The organism is Vicinamibacterales bacterium, from assembly GCA_036496585.1.
Taxonomy (GTDB): Bacteria; Acidobacteriota; Vicinamibacteria; order Vicinamibacterales; family 2-12-FULL-66-21; genus JAICSD01.
In genome coordinates this window covers 55,748-71,829 of the sequence record DASXLB010000039.1, presented here as the reverse complement: position 1 = coordinate 71,829, position 16,082 = coordinate 55,748, and the positions used below count along the sequence as shown (strand labels likewise).

At 66.9% G+C, this 16,082-nt stretch carries 15 protein-coding genes; 2 read left to right on the top strand and 13 right to left on the bottom strand.

Features of this window, described 5'->3' with window-relative positions; translation table 11 throughout:
* Positions 1 to 2: 2 nt before the first annotated feature.
* From VGI12_12610 to VGI12_12560, 11 genes are all read right to left on the bottom strand, one after another.
* Positions 3 to 1,115, bottom strand: coding sequence for an ABC transporter permease (locus VGI12_12610; GenBank protein ID HEY2433509.1), 1,113 nt, complete (start codon positions 1,113 to 1,115; stop codon positions 3 to 5).
* A 4-nt stretch (positions 1,116 to 1,119) separates the two neighbouring features.
* A complete protein-coding gene (locus tag VGI12_12605; protein HEY2433508.1) occupies positions 1,120 to 2,250 on the bottom strand; it encodes an ABC transporter permease in 1,131 nt (376 codons plus the stop codon).
* Entirely contained in the window at positions 2,247 to 4,010 is a 1,764-nt protein-coding gene (locus VGI12_12600; GenBank protein HEY2433507.1) for an ATP-binding cassette domain-containing protein, read from the bottom strand. Before VGI12_12600 ends, VGI12_12605 begins: the two co-directional genes overlap by 4 nt.
* The gene (locus VGI12_12595) at positions 4,007 to 4,909 is read right to left on the bottom strand and encodes an HlyD family efflux transporter periplasmic adaptor subunit (GenBank protein HEY2433506.1); all 903 of its coding nucleotides are present in this window, start codon (positions 4,907 to 4,909) and stop codon (positions 4,007 to 4,009) included. Before VGI12_12595 ends, VGI12_12600 begins: the two co-directional genes overlap by 4 nt.
* A gap of 125 nt (positions 4,910 to 5,034) precedes the next feature.
* Positions 5,035 to 5,664, bottom strand: a complete 630-nt coding sequence (locus tag VGI12_12590; GenBank protein HEY2433505.1) for a TetR/AcrR family transcriptional regulator — start codon at positions 5,662 to 5,664, stop codon at positions 5,035 to 5,037.
* Positions 5,665 to 5,819: 155 nt separating this feature from the next.
* On the bottom strand, positions 5,820 to 8,462 hold the full coding sequence (locus tag VGI12_12585) for an ABC transporter permease (protein ID HEY2433504.1): 2,643 nt from the start codon (positions 8,460 to 8,462) through the stop codon (positions 5,820 to 5,822).
* A 3-nt stretch (positions 8,463 to 8,465) separates the two neighbouring features.
* Positions 8,466 to 8,795 carry a PadR family transcriptional regulator gene (locus tag VGI12_12580; protein HEY2433503.1) on the bottom strand — a complete coding sequence of 110 codons (330 nt, stop codon included), beginning with the start codon at positions 8,793 to 8,795 and terminating at the stop codon, positions 8,466 to 8,468.
* Positions 8,796 to 8,835: 40 nt separating this feature from the next.
* The gene (locus VGI12_12575) at positions 8,836 to 9,159 is read right to left on the bottom strand and encodes a hypothetical protein (protein HEY2433502.1); all 324 of its coding nucleotides are present in this window, start codon (positions 9,157 to 9,159) and stop codon (positions 8,836 to 8,838) included.
* On the bottom strand, positions 9,159 to 10,001 hold the full coding sequence (locus VGI12_12570; protein ID HEY2433501.1) for a tetratricopeptide repeat protein: 843 nt from the start codon (positions 9,999 to 10,001) through the stop codon (positions 9,159 to 9,161). Before VGI12_12570 ends, VGI12_12575 begins: the two co-directional genes overlap by 1 nt.
* 54 nt (positions 10,002 to 10,055) lie before the next feature.
* Positions 10,056 to 11,711 (bottom strand): DEAD/DEAH box helicase, encoded by a 1,656-nt coding sequence (locus VGI12_12565; protein HEY2433500.1) that lies wholly within the window; start codon positions 11,709 to 11,711, stop codon positions 10,056 to 10,058.
* A 4-nt stretch (positions 11,712 to 11,715) separates the two neighbouring features.
* Complete coding sequence (locus tag VGI12_12560) at positions 11,716 to 11,916, bottom strand: cold shock domain-containing protein (GenBank protein HEY2433499.1); 201 nt, start codon at positions 11,914 to 11,916, stop codon at positions 11,716 to 11,718.
* Between the two features lie 311 nt (positions 11,917 to 12,227).
* On the opposite strand from VGI12_12560, the gene VGI12_12555 reads away from it, so the two are divergent.
* A complete protein-coding gene (locus VGI12_12555) occupies positions 12,228 to 13,034 on the top strand; it encodes a DUF1080 domain-containing protein (protein HEY2433498.1) in 807 nt (268 codons plus the stop codon).
* 20 nt (positions 13,035 to 13,054) lie between these two features.
* On the opposite strand, the gene VGI12_12550 is transcribed toward VGI12_12555, so the two are convergent.
* Both VGI12_12550 and VGI12_12545 read right to left on the bottom strand, forming a co-directional pair.
* Complete coding sequence (locus VGI12_12550) at positions 13,055 to 13,822, bottom strand: methyltransferase domain-containing protein (GenBank protein ID HEY2433497.1); 768 nt, start codon at positions 13,820 to 13,822, stop codon at positions 13,055 to 13,057.
* Between the two features lie 82 nt (positions 13,823 to 13,904).
* Positions 13,905 to 14,381, bottom strand: coding sequence for a VOC family protein (locus VGI12_12545; protein ID HEY2433496.1), 477 nt, complete (start codon positions 14,379 to 14,381; stop codon positions 13,905 to 13,907).
* 87 nt (positions 14,382 to 14,468) lie between these two features.
* Between VGI12_12545 and VGI12_12540 the strand changes: the two genes are divergently transcribed.
* Positions 14,469 to 16,055 (top strand): M20/M25/M40 family metallo-hydrolase, encoded by a 1,587-nt coding sequence (locus tag VGI12_12540; GenBank protein ID HEY2433495.1) that lies wholly within the window; start codon positions 14,469 to 14,471, stop codon positions 16,053 to 16,055.
* Positions 16,056 to 16,082: the final 27 nt, after the last annotated feature.

The following is a 16,082-nucleotide window of genomic DNA, read 5'->3' as shown; positions in this document are numbered from 1 at the left end:
TCTTACGTCAGACGGTTTCGGAATAACCACGCGGCGAGCGGCAGCGTCACCCCCGCAATGCACAGCATGGGGACGAAGTCGAATCCGATCTCGCGCAGCCCCGCGCCTTCGAGATAGACGCGCCTGACGAGGTCCATGCCGAAACGCAACGGGTTGACGTAGGTGGCAATCTGAAGCACGCGCGGCATGTTCTCGACCGGCGAATACAGGCCAGACAGCAGCATCATGGGCAGGATGAACAGGAACGTGTAGAGCATCGCCTGCTGCATGCTGACCGACAACGCCGAGATCGAGAGCCCGATGCCGACGGCCGCGGTGGTGAACGAAAGCAGTCCGAGATACAGAAGCCAGACCGAGCCGTAGAGCGGAATCTGAAACCAGAAGCGGATGATCAGCAGGATGGTCGTCGACTGCAGGATTCCCACCAGAATCGACGGCAGCGCCTTGCCGATCAGAATCTGCATCGGCGTGAGCGGCGTGACGAGGAGCTGGTCGAACGTGCCTTGCTCGCGTTCGCGCGCCACCGACAGGGCCGCCAGGAGCAGCGTCTGCAGCATGCTGAGGGCGGCGATCAGCGCCGGCATGATGAACCAGCGCGATTCCAGATTCGGGTTGTACCAGGCGCGGCGCTCGATGGTAATCGGTGGCACGCCGCCCCGCTCCTGGTTGTACGCCGCCACGACGGCGCCGATCTGTCCGGCGGCAGCGCCGGCGGTCGAGGAGTTGCGCCCGTCGAGGATCACCTGCAGCGGGGCAGGTTGGCCGGAGGCGGGCCGCGATTCGAAGTCCGCGGGAAAGCAGAGCACCAGCAGCGCCTGACCGCTGTCGATGACGTCGGCGATCTCCGAGGCGGAGCGCAGGGTGGCGACGCGGTGGAACACCGCCGTGCCGGTCAGCTTCGACAGGATTCGCATGGAGGCAGCCCCGCCACTCTGGTCCAGGACGGCGTACGGCGCGTACCTCAGGTCGTAGGTCGCACCATACCCGAAGAGCAGCGATTGCAGGAGGGCGGGGAGGAAAATGACCGCCCGGCTGGACGGATCCTTGACCAGCATCAGCAGTTCCTTCCGACACAGGAACCCGACCCGCGCCATGAAATCCAGCATCGTCCTCATACGCTCAGACCAGCCGTTTGCGCAGGCTTCGGCGCGAGGCCGCGATGAGCACGAGGCCGTAGAGCGCCAGGATCGAGCCTTCCCGGGCGACCATCGGCCAGTTGTCGCCGGCGAGGAACAGCGTCTTGACCAGGGGCATGAAATGCGTCGCCGGGAGAAACTGACTCACGACCTGGACCGCCGCCGGCATGTTTCGCAGATCGAAGATGAACCCCGAGAGCATCATGGCCGGCATGAAGCTGGCCAGCAGCGCCACCTGGCTCGCCTGGAACTGGTTGCGTGTCGTACCCGAGATGAAGAGTCCCAACGACAGAGACACGATCAGATACAGCACGGAGACCAGAGCAATGGCGCCGAGCGATCCGCGGATGGGCACCTCGAAGAAGAATCGGGCCGCGATCAGGCAGAGGATGAGATCGATGATGCCGATCACCAGGTACGGTGCCAGCTTCGCGAGCACCAGCTCCAGCGGCCTCACCGGCGTGACGAACAGCGATTCGAGCGTGCCGCGCTCCCATTCTCGAGCGATCAGCAGCGAGGTCAGGAACGCGCCAATCAGCGTCAGCACCAGCGCGATGAGGCCGGGCACGAGGTACCACGTGCTACTCGACGCTTCGTTGAACCACATCCGCGAGACGACGACGACACTGCCCGCCCCGCGGTTACCCTCGCCCGCGCGGTCGGCCTGCCGTTCGGCCCATACGCCGACGGCGCCGGACACGTAGGCCTCAATCGTCGCGGCCGTATTGGTGTCGACGCCGTTCACCAGCAGCTGCACCTTCGCCTGTCCGCGCGCCAGCTGCCGGGAGAAGTCGACCGGGATCCGCATCACGCCGCGCACCTCGCCAAGACGCATGCGCCTCACCGCGTCGGGCATGTCCGTGGTCCAGACCGGCGCGATGTACGGCGACCCTTGCAGTCCTGCGAGCACATCGCGCGCCTGCGGCGAACGGTCCTCGAGGACGATCGCCACCGGGGCGTCGGTGACATCGAACGAGAGTCCATAGCCGAAGAGCAGGATCAGCACCACGGGAAGGACCAGGCCCACGGCCAGGTTGCTGCGATCGCGGAGCAGTTGCCGCGTCTCCTTGCGCAGCAGCGCGACGAAGCGACGCACAGAGCCCGACGCGCTCATGCCGAGATCCCCTCGGCGCGATGCGCGGCGCGGGCCTGCTCGACGATGGCGATGAACGCGCCGTTCATGTCCGCGGCGTGCGTCCCAGCCTGCGCTCGGACCTCGCGCGGCGTACCGATCGCCAGCAGATGGCCCGCATCCTGAATGGCGATGCGATCGCAGTACTCGGCTTCCTCCATGAAATGCGTCGTGACGATGATCGTCACGCCCTGTCCGGCCAGCGCGGTGATCGACCGCCAGAAGGCCCGCCTCGCCAACGGGTCGATCCCGCTCGTCGGCTCGTCGAGAAACAGAATGTCGGGTTCGTGCAACAGGCCGACGCCCATCGCCAGGCGCTGTTTGTAGCCGCCCGGCAGGTCGCCACTGCGGGCCGTCGGCTCCAGGTTGAACTCCGCGAGGGTGGCGGCGACGCGCGTGCGGAGGCGCTGGCCGCGCAATCCGTAGGTGCCGCCAAAGAACTCGAGGTTTTCACGGACACTCAGATCGCTGTACAGCGAGAACTTCTGCGACACGTATCCGATATGTCCGCGGGCCTGCGCGCGCGCGGTCCGCAGGTTGACGCCGGCGACTTCGAGCTGACCGCTCGTCGCGGGCAACAGGCCGCAGAGCATACGGAACGTCGTGGTCTTGCCGGCGCCATTGGGGCCAAGCAGCCCGAAGATCTCACCCCGGCGCACATCGAAGGACGTATTCGCGACAGCCGTGAAGTCTCCGAAACGGCGCACGAGATCGCGGACCGCGATCACGACCTCGTCAGACCCGGCTGCACGCGTGTGGCTGACCGCGGGCGCCGCAGCCGTCGCGGGCGCCTCCTGCGCCTCGCTCTGCCGCAGCATCATCATGAACGCGTCTTCGAGCTCCTCCGGCCGAGGCTCTTTGATGGCCGGCGCGAGCAGCGCGTTCACGCGATCGTCGGAGGCGTTCGGCTGCGTGATGAAGCGCACGGTCCCGCCTCGCGGGACCGCGTCGAGCACGAGGTCCGTCGCGTCGAACAGCCGCGCCTGGAACAACCGCGCCGGCGCATCCGGCGGTGGCGTGGCCGTGAAGGTGAGTCCGTGCGCGCGCGTTTGCAACGCCGCCGGTGCCCCTTCGCTCAAGACCCGCCCGTGATGCATGACGAAGACATGCGTGCAGCGTTCGGCCTCGTCCATGTAGGACGTACTGATGAGGACGCTCAACTTCTCTGCGTCGACCAGCTGCTGCACGATGGCCCACAGCTCTCGTCGCGACAGCGGATCGACGCCCACGCTCGGCTCGTCGAGGAGCAGCAGGTCCGGGGATCGGACGAGGGTGCATGCCAGCCCGAGTTTCTGCTTCATGCCGCCGGAGAGCTTGCCGGCGGGCCGCCTGGTGAACGACGCGAGATCCGTCATCGAGAGGAGCCGCGTCAATCGTTCCTTGCGCACGGCCGCCGGCACGCCGTGCAGGTCCGCATAGAGATCCAGGTTTTCCTGGACGCTCAGATCCTCGTACAGGCCAAACCGCTGCGGCATGTAGCTGATGCGATCCTGGACCGCCTGCGGCCGCGCGGTGACGTCGATGCCCAGCACCCGCAGGTGACCCGCATCGGGTGTGAGCAACCCGGCAACCATGCGGATCAGCGTCGTTTTCCCCGCTCCGTCCGGGCCGACCAGGGCCGTGAGTGCACCGGCACGAACGACCATCGAGACGTCGTCGATGGCCTTTGTCGTGCCTCCGCCGGGGGCCTGAAAGTTCTTGCGGATCCCCTCGGCGACGATCGTCGCCGGAGACTCGGTCACGAGCCACCAGTCGGTAACTGCACCGTCACCGGCTGACCGAGGCGAAGGCGATCCGCGGCGGCGTCGACGAGAATGCGGACTTCGTAGACCAGGCTTGTACGCAGTTGCTCGGTCTCGACCGACTTGGGCGTGAACTCCGCCGTCGATGCGATGAACGACACTTTTCCGGTCAGCGGATCGGGTTGACTGTCGGTCAGCACGCGCGCGGACTGTCCGGGTTTGACCTTGCCGAGGTCGGGCTCCGCGACATAGACCCGCACCCATTTGGGCTGCGTCAGCGCCAGTGCGAAGACCGGCCGCTGCGGCGTCGCCATGTCGCCCGGTTCGAGCAGCCGCGATCGTACGACGGCGTCGACCGGCGCCTTGAGCTCACCTAGTTCAATCTGATGCCGGAGCAACGCCAGTTGTGCGCGCGATGCCTTGACCTGTGCCTCGGCCGTCCCGATATCTTCGAGGCGCGAGCCCGCCTCGAGGAGGCGCAGTGCCTCGCGCGCCTCGTCGGCGTGCGCCGACGTCGTCTGCACGGCGCTCTCAGCTCGATCGACGTCCTGTTTGCTGACGCCGCGACCGTCCGTCTTGCCGCTGATGCCCCGGAGTCGGGCGAGATCCTGTTGCGCTCGTGACTGATCGGCCTGCGCCGCGGCGAGGCGGCTGCGCGCCTGCTCGACCTCCTGCACGCGTGGGCCGCTGCGCACTTTGCGCAGCATCTGTTCCTGCACGTCGATTTGCGCGGCCGCCTGGTCGCCCTGCAAGGCGAGCGTTCGAGTATCGAGCCGGGCCAGGACCATGCCGGCCTTCACCGTGTCTCCCTCGTCAGCGTTCATTTCGGCGATTCGGCCGCTGCCGTCGAAAGCCAGCGAGACTTGACGGATGTCCACGTTGCCGTGGAGTACCAGCATTGAAGGAGATTCAGCGGTCCTGCGGTGGGTCCACACGAACCAGCCGACGGCAAGCAATACGGCGAGAACGGCCAGAGCCAGGAGTCTTCTCATGAATCAGCGTCCTTCTCCGCGTATCGCTCCGTTCATTGGATCGCTCTTTTCAAAAACGCCGGCAGATCCGTTCGCCGCTGTTCCATGAAACCGTCGAAGGCCTTCGTCCCGAGGCCGAGGAGTTCGACGATCATCGGCCGTGCAGCGAACGGAAACAGGCAACTGCCGGCCAGCGTCACGAGAAACTGCTCGGCCGAAAGCGGAGCCACGTTCGTCGCTTCGGCCCGCTCCGCGATCTGGGCGCGCAGCTTTCCGATCATGCGGTGCGCCGCCTGTCGCCGCTCGGCGGAATAGAAGTCGCCGACGAGATCGGGATGTCGCGCCGCTTCGCTGACGACGTAGGACAGCAGATACGGATGGCGCGTCAGCCTGGCGTGGTAGGCCTCGACGAAACGATCGATCTTGTCGTCGAGCGAGAGGTCGGACCCCAGCATCTGGAAAATGCCCGGCACGAACGACGAGGCGATGCGAAGCCAGACCGCGCGGGCGAGCGCCGCCTTCGATCGGAAGTGATAGTGAAGGAGCGCCTTGTTCACGCCGGCGTGATCGGCGATCTCCTGCATGCGTGCGCCGTCGATGCCGCGCCGCACGAAGATGTCGTCGGCGGCATCGAGGATGCGGGTCTTGGTGTCCGGCTCTCTTTGTCCAGACGGTTTAACCATCTGGTGAGCGAGCATCAATCTCGATGCCGCTGTCGGACCCGCGTTTTTACTGAGGATTTGTCGAGACTGAGGCGGCAGGCCACGGCGCACCGTTGCCGAGCCACGGTATTCCGGAGTGAACCGGCCGGTCTTGGTGGCTCGGTCGATTCCTCTCCCTAGTCCTGCCGGAGCGCCTGCATCGGGTCGACGCGGGCGGCGCGCGTTACGGGGATCCAGGCCGCCAACAGGCAGGCAGCCACGACCACCAGCAGACTTGCGGCGTACGCGACCGGATCGGTGACGTGCACGATCTGAGAGATGAACGCGCCGAATGGGGTGGCGAGCAGCACGGTCGCGAGCGTCGCGGCGAGCCCGGCGCCGCCCACCAATCCGCAGATCACCGGCCGGGCGGTCTGCGACAGCATGAACCGCGTGATCTGGCGCGACGAGGCGCCCAGCGCCATTCGTACGCCGATCTCCCGGGTGCGCTGCTCGACGAGGTACGACAGGACGCCGAACAAGCCCGACACGGTCAGCAACATGGCCAGTCCGCCGAGAATCAGCGCGGCCCAGAAGGCGATCTCCAGGAAGAATGTCTCGAGCCTCGCCACCGTGAGCATCGTCACGATCATCCCCATGTTTGGATCGATCCTGGTGAGATGGTCGAGGAGCGTTTGCCGGGCCAACCCGGAGTCGCCGTTGACGCGTGCGACCACCGACGTCTTCGGCACGTCGACGGCGGTCGGCACAAAAACGCCCGCATCCTTGACGTCGGAAAAGCGGAAGCCTGCGACATCGCGCGAGACGCCGACCACGGTGACGAGGTGCGACGGCAGCGGCGGGTTGCCGTCGGGCGCCGCCGCGGCGTCGAGTGCCGGCTCGAGCCTGAACGTCTCGCCGACGGCCTGACCACTTGGCCACAGCGCGCGCGCAACCGATTCGGAGACGATGACGACCGGATGATCCTCGCGTTCGGCCGGCGTGAACGAACGCCCACGTACGATCGGAATACCGAGCACGTCGAAGTACCCGCCCGAGACAAACTTGTACGCCACCGCTGTCTTGCCGGCCCCCGTGTCTTCAAACGCATCGCGCGGCTGGCTCAGCAGGTTCGGCCGGACGGCCGCATACGCCGAGATCGTCGCGTCGGACGCGATCGACTGCAGCATGGCCGTGCGCTTCGGTTCATTGATGATCTCGATCACCAGTGTGTCGGTGATGCGCAGTCCGGGATCGAATCGCGATGACGCGATGGCGCTGCGCAGAAAGATCGCGGCGCAGATCAACAGCAGCGCGGACGCGAAGACCTGCACGCCAATCAACGCGTTGCGCGCCCGTCCGGGACGCACGCCCTGCACCAGCTCGCCACGCAGCGTCCGCACGGGCTCGATCCGCGTCGCCTGCAGCGCCGGCAGCAGCGCGAACAGTGCCGTGGCGGCGACTGCCGCCACCACGAGGAACAACGCCACGCGCCAATCGGCCGCCGGCACGTTGAGGTCGACGTTTCCGAGATCCACCGGCATGGTGCGCGTCACCCAGTAGACGGATCCTTCGAGCGCGATACGCGAGACGAGGTATCCGCCGCCGGCCGCCGCCAGCGCGAGCAGCACGCTTTCGGTCATCAGCTGGCGGACAATGCGCCGCCGCGACGCTCCGAGCGAGAGTCGAATGCCGATCTCGCGGTGGCGCGCGACGCCGCGCGCCAGCAACAGATTGGCGACATTGGCGCAACCGATCAGCAGAATCAGCCCGAACACGACGAACAACGGCGCAAAGACGGCGACCGCTTCCATCGGCTGTGGCAGGGTGCCGCGTCTTGGGACCAGGTCGATGTTGATCGCACGGCGATCGGCGGCGGAACCTTGCTGATTGGCATCCCAGGCTGACAACTGCGCGCGGGCACTCCCCACCGACAGGCCCGGCTCGAGCCGACCCACGACGTCCACGCCGGCCGTGTCCTGCCTGCCCGCATCCTCAGGGCGGAACTGCGCCCGCTGTGACAGGGGGGTCCAGAAGTCGGGCCCGTTGACCTCGAGGCCACGGAATCCCGCCGGCATCACGCCGACGATCTCGAACGGCGCGCCGCCGACCAGCACCGTCCGTCCAATAACCTTGGGGTCGCTATTGAAGCGGCGCTCCCATCCCTTGTGGCTCAGCACGACGACACGATTGCCGCCCGATCGTTCGTCGTCCGATGGCGCGAGCGCGCGGCCCAAGACGCTCGTGACGCGGAGAACCTGAAAGAAGTTTCCGGACACGAGGGTGACCGCCATCATCTGACCCTCGACGCGCGCGTCGACGTCGGGCAGCGCCGCGTAGGCATCGGTGAAGATGCGGGTGTCTCTGCGCAAGGCGTCAAAGCGCGGCCGCGTCAGGAGCGGTCGATTGCCATCGGTCTGCCGCACCCGTTCGATGCCGTACATCTCGGAAATGCCGGGCACGGCGTCGGCCCGAAAGAGGAACACGTTCAGGATCGTGAAGAGAACCGCGACGACGCCGAGGCCGATCGCGAGAGTGCCGACGATCGTGATGGCAGTCAGCGGCGCGCGTCTGAACGCGCGCAACGCGTAAAGAAGGTCGCGGCTGGTGTCGTCGACAAAAGCGGTGCCGCGCTCGTCGCGGCATTGGTCGGCCGCCACGCTCAGCGATCCAAACCGGGCCCGCGCGGTGTGGCGCGCCCGCGCCGGCTCCATGCCCTCGTCAATCAACTTTTTCGTCTCGCACTCGATGTGGAAGGCGAGCTCGTCGTGGAGGTCGCGCTCGACGGGGCGCGGTCTGACCAGGGCGCGCAGGCGAAGTCTCCAGTCGCGGAGGTTCATGGCTTACGCAAGCTTCATCACGCGCTCAATCGCGTGCGAGATCCGCTCCCATTCGCGCGCTTCGATGGTGAGCTGACGGCGGCCCGACGTGGTGAGCCGGTAATACTTGGCCCTGCGGCCGAGTTCGGACACCTGCCACTCGGCTTCGAGCCAGCCCTGATGCTCGAGCCGGTGAAGGGCCGGGTAGAGCGAGCCCTGGTTGATCTGCAGCACGTCTTCGGAAATTTCCTGCAGACGCTCCGAGATCGCCCATCCATGCAGCGCGTCCTTCTGCAGCGCGCGCAGGATGAGCAGGTCGAGCGTGCCGGGCAACAGCGCTGGAACTCGGGCCATGATGTCGACTGTCGACACTAAGGGTTCTTGATGTCGACTGTCAACACCAAGCTGCTGGAAGAGTGAGACGACCGGCGAGGGGACTTCGTTCCGAGCCGTCAGCCGGTTGCCAGATCCGAGTGGCGCTTTGCCACGTCGTCGCCTGCCCATAGGAATGGGCGATGCGGCAGAGCATCGACTCGCCGAGCCGTCGGCCGGTGAACTGGATGCTGTCGGGCAGACCGTCCGAAGAAACACCGCTCGGTAGGCAGATCGCGGGCACGCCGGCCAGATCCATCGCCATTGTGAGTCGGCGCTGCGCGGCGAGGCGGACCACGCCTTGTGATAATCCGGCAGCGCGCCGTCGAATGTCCGGTTCGCTCATCAGTGCTTCGCTCCTCGATCGGCGTGCGAGGAATCCGAGCGCGCACAGGCGTCGACATCGCCGCCGAGGCAGCCCCGGCGATACAGCTCTGCGGCGCGCGCGGGATCTCTCGGCAGGTCGCCAGCTCCGAGTTCGTAGAGACGGCCCAGGTTCGTGCATCCGGCGGCGCTGCCGCCCTCGCAGGCGCGCTGATAGAGCGGGGCGGCGCGCGACGGATTCCTGGTCAACCCGCCAACGCCAGACTCGAACATGGCGCCAAGATTCGCGCAACCGCCCGCGTGGCCGCCGTCGCAGCCAGTCCGGTACAGCGCCACCGCGCGTGCTTCGTCTTTCGGGACGCCGCGGCCGAAGTCGTAGGCCACACCCAGGTTGGTGCACGACTGTGCGTTGCCGGCGTTGCAGGCGCGGTCGTAGAGTGACGTCGCGCGCCCGTCGTCTTTCGGCACGCCGCGGCCCTCCCCGTACATCACTCCGAGATTGGCGCAGCCCTGCACGTCACCGCCGTCGCAGGCGCGGTTGAAATACGACGCGGCCTTGACCTCGTCCTGGGGCAGTCTGCCGGTGGCGTGATCGTAGTGCCAGCCGAGGCTTCGACAGCTCGCGGCGTCGCCCGCAGCGCACGCCCGTTCGCAGCCGGTCACGTCATCCGAGGCACAGAGCTTCGCGTACTCGGCCGGCGTCACCGGACTCGCGCTCTCGGCGACACCGGGCGCGATCGGGCCAGTCGGAGCGGGGGTGGTGACGACACGGGGCGACCGCGACGTTCGATGCGAGAGGAGCCAGCCGGCGATCGCCGCGATCGCCAGGCAAGCGAGAAGAAAGCCGCGCGCGGACAAGCGCATCGTCTCAGAGTGTAGACGAGCGCTCTCAGATCGTCGCCACGCCGCCGACGGGGCTTACTGCGCCCTGACCTCGACGCTCTGCCCGCGGATCGTCGTGCGTCGCAGCGCCGTGACGACGCGGCCGGCCAGGTTTTGTGGGACTTCGACCAGCGAATAACCGGCGTTCATCTGGATCTTGCCAATCTGCCGCGAGGTGATCCGGGCTTCACCCGTGATCGCCCCGACGAGATCGCCGGGCCGCACGCCGTCCCGGTGGCCGGCGCCGACGCGCACCAGCACCATCGGACCAGGCGCGTCGCCTTCGGCCTCGTCGTGATCATCGACAGCGCGGCCGGGTCCGTTCGCCTTCGTCGTCTGCGGCGCGACAGCCTCTTCGCGCTCGCCGTGCAGCATCGCGACGGCGGCCGCCGCGATATCGAGCAGATCGAAGTCCTCGGCGAGTGAGGCAACCAGTGCGCGCGTGTGCGCGAGATCACCGGCAGCGACCAGACGCTGCTTCAGAGCGGTCCGCGTGATCTCGAGCCGCTTCGCGCGCAGGGCGTCGGCGGTCGGCAACGGCGCCATCTCGATCCGCTGTTTCGTCAGCGCCTCGATCTGCCGCAATGTGCGGCGCTCGCGCGGATCGACGAGGGTGATCGCGACGCCGTCCCGGCCGATCCGGCCCGTGCGGCCGATGCGGTGCACGTAGACTTCGGCGGCCGTCGGGATGTCGTAGTTGATGACGTGCGAGACGTGATCGATGTCCAGCCCGCGGGCCGCGACGTCGGTCGCGACGAGGATGTCGGTTTGTTTCTGCCGGAACATCTGCATCACGCGGTCGCGCTGCCGCTGTTCCATCCCGCCGTGGAGCGCCTGCGCACCGTAGCCATGCGCCTTGAGCGTGTGGGTGAGCTCGTCGACTTCGAACCGGGTCCGACAGAACACGATGGCCGACGCCGGATCCTCGAACTCGAGGATGCGGCCGAGAGCCTGCCCTTTCTGGGCCCGCGGCACGATGAAGGCGACCTGTCGCACGCGCGGCGGCGCGCCGGCGGTGCGCGTCTCGCCCTTGATGGTGACGCGCGCGGGCGACCGCAAGTGACGCTCGGCGATCGACGCGATGCGCGGCGCCATCGTCGCGGCGAACAACGCCGTCTGACGCGCCTTCGGGGTCGCCGCGAGAATCGCCTCGAGATCGTCGGCGAAGCCCATGTCGAGCATCTCATCCGCTTCGTCGAGGACGACAGCAGCCAGGGCGTCGAGGGTCAGGGTGCCGCGGCGGAGGTGGTCGAGCGCGCGTCCAGGGGTGGCTACCACGATGTCGGCGCCGCGCGCGAGCAAGCGGATCTGCTGCAGCATGGGCGCCCCACCGTAGAGCGGGACGACGCTCAGCGGCGTGCCGGTCGCGTACGTGTGAATCGCTTCGGCGACCTGCATCGCCAGCTCGCGGGTCGGCACGAGGATCAATCCTCGCGGCGGGCGACCGGCCGATGACGCTACGCCGAGAAGCCTCTCGATGAGCGGCAGGGCAAAGGCCGCGGTCTTGCCGGTGCCGGTGCCTGCCTGCCCGATGAGATCCCGCCCTGCGAGCAGGTGCGGAATTGCTTCCCGTTGAATCGGCGTCGGCTCTTCGTAGCCGAGCGCGGTGACGGCCTTGACCAGGCGTTCGCCAAGGCCCAAGGCATCGAATCCGGCAGGAACGCCTGCGGAGACAGAAACTCCTGCCGGCATGGGACTAGACCTCTCGCACGTTCTCGGCGCGCGGACCCTTCGGGCCCTGCCCCGTCTGGAACGTCACCGCCTGGCCTTCGTGCAGCGACGCGAACGACGCGCACGCCGACTGGTGAAAGAAGTACTCCTGGCCCGAATCCGCCATGATGAATCCGAAGCCCTTGTCCGAAACGAGACGCTTGATCGTGCCTTGCGTAGCTGCCATGTAGACCTCCCAGGTCAACCATGAAAACGCCCCTGAGCCGGGCACGCGGAACATCCGCGCGGCGGCAAACTCATCTGCGTGATCCTGGAAGATTCGGAGAAGCCCGCGGACGTGCGGGGCAACGCGAAGTGTCTGGTTCAGCGTAGAGACGGGGTGTCGAAGCCGTTAGTATAGCACAGTCGCCGGCAGGCCCCCCGGGCAGGGCGCCGCGCCCTCGGTTGGCACTGAGCCGACCCGGCGAATCGGGCGCGTCAATCATATAATTCCGCGCGCGGCGGCATGTGTTCCGGCGCCCGCGAGGAGACTTCGACATGAACCGCCGACAGTTCCTGCGGTCGACGTTGCCCGTCGCGCCGCTGCTGGTCACGCGCGAGGCATCGTTGACGGCGCAGAGCGCGCCTCCGCCGGGAGCGGACGGCTGGACCCCGCTCTTCAATGGCCGCAATCTCGACGGCTGGTACAGCTTCCTGCAGCGATCCGGGCGCGGCGCCGCCGAGAAAATGGGCTACGTCGCGGTCGAGAACGGGATGCTGCGCATCATGGGCCGGGATGTGCCGAACGAGAACGTCGAGAGCGGATATCTGTCGACGCTGGCCGAGTACGAGAACGTCCGCATCCGGGTCGAGTACAAGTGGGGCGTCAAGCGATTCGCGCCGCGGCTCGAGAACAAGCGCGACAACGGACTCCTCTACTACATCGTCGGTGAGGACCGGGTGTGGCCGCGGTGCATCGAGTGCCAGATCCAGGAAACGGACACCGGCGACGTCTTCTTCGTCAGCGGTACGCGCGGTGTCCAGGGGACGCTGCCGGGTTTCGGCGGCGGCGGATTCCCGAAGCTCATCACGGGCGCGACGGGCCCGACACCGCCGACAACCACCCGACTTCTCAAGGACGGCGACTTCGAGAAGCTCGACGACTGGAACACGGTCGAGGTGATCACACAGGGCGCCAGGGCCACCCATCTCGTCAACGGCCGCATCGTCAATCTGCTCCAGAATCTCGAACAGACGGACGCGCAGAACGCCGGGCAGTTCGTCCCGATCGTCCGCGGGCGGATCGGCATCGAGATCGAATTCGCCGAGATCTGGTTCAGGCGCATCGACGTCAAGCCGCTCTGACCGCCGTGCGAGGCGTCGCCCTATTGCTGCGCGATCACCCACATATCCGGAAACTTCATGAGCACGCTGGCCGGATCCTCTTCGAGGCGGGTCAGCCCATCGATCATCTCGACGAGCTCGCTGTCGGACAGGATCCCCCTGTCGCGTGCGAGCGGACCGGCCGCCTCGGCAGTGAGGCGATAGGTACGCTTCACCAGCGCGGAGTCATGTTCGAAAACCACCACCGCGCCGGCTTGGATGCGCGAGGCGCCTGCATCGCGGAAATAGCGGACGAGCCGGCGGCCGCACCTGGGACTCTGAAACAGGCCGTTCCACAGTCGGTTGATCAGCGGCAGGGCGCTCGACTCCGGATCGCTCGCCTCGGCCACGAAATCGCCCTCGAAGGCCACCGCATAGCCGCCCGGTCGAACCACCCGCATCATCTCGCGCACACCGGCCATCGGATCGGTCAGGTGGATCAGCAGATACCGGCAGAACACGACGTCGAACGACGCATCCGCGAACGCCAGGCGCGTGACGTCGCCGTGCTGAAAGCTCACGCCCGCGGGATTCGGCTGCGTCGACGCAAAATCGACCATCGCGGGGTCGTATTCGACGCCGATGCACTCGGCCGCCCCGAGGGCCGCCGACAGAAGCCTGGTGGTGTTGCCCTGGCCGCACCCCAGGTCAAGGCACCTCAGCCCAGGAATCGGTGGCAATCGGGCGAGCACTTCGCGGGTGTGCGGCTCGAGCATACGGGCAAGGATCTGCTGCCGTTCGGGGTTGCGTTCGTCAATCGTGTAGCTCATGCGTAGCGGATTCTAGCCCGAACATCGCGCGATGACGTTCGTGCGCGAATTGGCGCTCGTCCGAACTTCAGGCGGCTCGGACTTACGCCCGGCGCGCCGCCTCGATTTCCGCGACGTCGATCTTCTTCATGGTCATCATCGCCTCGAAGGCACGCCGAGCCTGTTCGCCGCCGGCCGCAAGCGCGTCGGTGAGCACGCGCGGCGTGATCTGCCACGACAGTCCCCAGCGATCCTTGCACCAGCCGCAGGCGCTTTCAGCGCCGCCATTGCCGACGATCGCGTTCCAGTAGCGGTCCGTCTCTTCCTGTGTGTCTGTCGCAATCTGAAACGAGAAAGCCTCCGTGGGCTTGAACGCCGCGCCGCCGTTGAGGCCGAGGCAGGGAATCCCGAGCACGGTGAACTCCACGGTCAGAACGTCCCCTTTCTTGCCGCTTGGATAGTCGGCCGGCGCCTGATGGACCGCGGTCACTTCGCTATCGGGAAACGTGGAGGTATAGAACCGCGCCGCCTCGTGTGCGTCCTTGTTGAACCAGAGGCAAATTGAATTCTTGGGCTTCATTGGTGATGGGCTCCCTCGGCTCGAGATTCGGATGCGTCGATCAAGGATCCACCAGCGAACAGCGCCGATCCACTAGAATTCGAAGGCATGCCGCTCCGCAGCTTTCTTATCGCCCTGCTCGCTCTTCTGCTCCAGTTTCCGTCGACCGACGGCAAGCGCTGGTGGAGTCACGTCGAGTTTCTGGCGTCGGACGCGCTCGAAGGGCGCGAAGCCGGGTCGCCGGGATTCGAGAAGGCCGCCGCCTACGTCGAGTCGCAGTTCCGTGACATCGGGTTGAAGCCCGGCGGTATCGGCGGGTACCGTCAGCCGGTGCGCCTGGAGTCGCGGACCCTGGCGCCCGATCAAACAACGCTGGCTCTGGTCCGCGACGGTCGCGAGGAACCGCTGACGCTGCGCGAGGACGCGAGCCTCACCGCCCGCGGCGAACTCAACGGGACCGTCGACGCGCCGCTGGTCTTCGTCGGCTACGGACTGTCGATTCCGGACGCCAGGTGGGACGATCTCGACGGCCTCGATCTGCACGGCAAGATCGCGGTCTACGCGAACGTCGCGCCGCCGGCGGACATGTCCGACAACGTCAAGTCGCACGTCACCTCGACCGGCGAACGCTGGGCCGTCCTGCGCCGGGCCGGCGCCATCGGGATCGCGACGCTGCCGGCGGTCAGGCCCGGCGGAGCGGGCGGCGCGGGTCGCGGCGGGCAGGCCCCCCCGGTGATCGTACTCGCCGAGAACGACCTGCAGGACCAGGCCGGTCAAGTCGTGTCGATGACGCTGACGCGCACCGGCGCCGCCAAGCTGTTTGCCGGAACCGGGCACACGCTCGACGAGATCGACCAGCTGATCGCCGATCGCAAGGCGCTGCCGCGGTTCCCGCTCCCGGGCCTGCTGCGCGCGCACGCCACGCTCCAGCGTACGCCGATCGAATCGGCGAACGTCATCGGCATCTTCGAAGGATCAGATCCGAAGCTGAAGGAAGAGTACGTCGTGATGTCGGCGCACCTCGACCACCTCGGCGTCGGCCGGCCGGTCAACGGCGACAGCATCTATAACGGCGCAATGGACGACGCGTCCGGCGTGGCGTCGGTGATCGAGATCGCGCGGCTGCTGCGGCAGTCGGGAGCGAAGCCGAAGCGGTCGGTGCTGTTCATGACGCAGACGGCGGAAGAGAAGGGGGAGCTGGGGTCGAAATACTTCGCCGCGCACCCGACCGTGCCGTTCCTCGCGATCGTCGCGGACATCAACCTCGACATGTTCCTGCCGCTCTATCCATTGAAGGTGATCGAGGTGCAGGGGCTGGCCGAGTCGACGCTCGGCGAGACGGTCCGCGCCGCGGCCAGGGATCAGGGGGTCGACGTCCAGACCGATCGCGAGCCGGAGCAGAACCGGTTCATCCGGAGCGACCAGTACAGCTTCATCAAGCGCGGCATTCCGGCGCTCGCGTTCAAGTTCGGCTACGAGTTCGGATCACCCGAGGAGCAGACCCGCCGCGCCTGGGTGCGCGACGTGTACCACAAGCCGAACGACGACCTGCAGCAGCCGGTCGATGCCGACGCCGCGGCGACGTTCGATCGCGTGATCATGGGGTTGCTGCAGCGCGTCAGCGACGATCCGTCGCGTCCCCACTGGAACGCCGACAGCTTCTTCAGGCGATTCGCGGCTGCGCCCCCGCGCTAGCCGAACGTCTTGTGTTAACGTGCACGC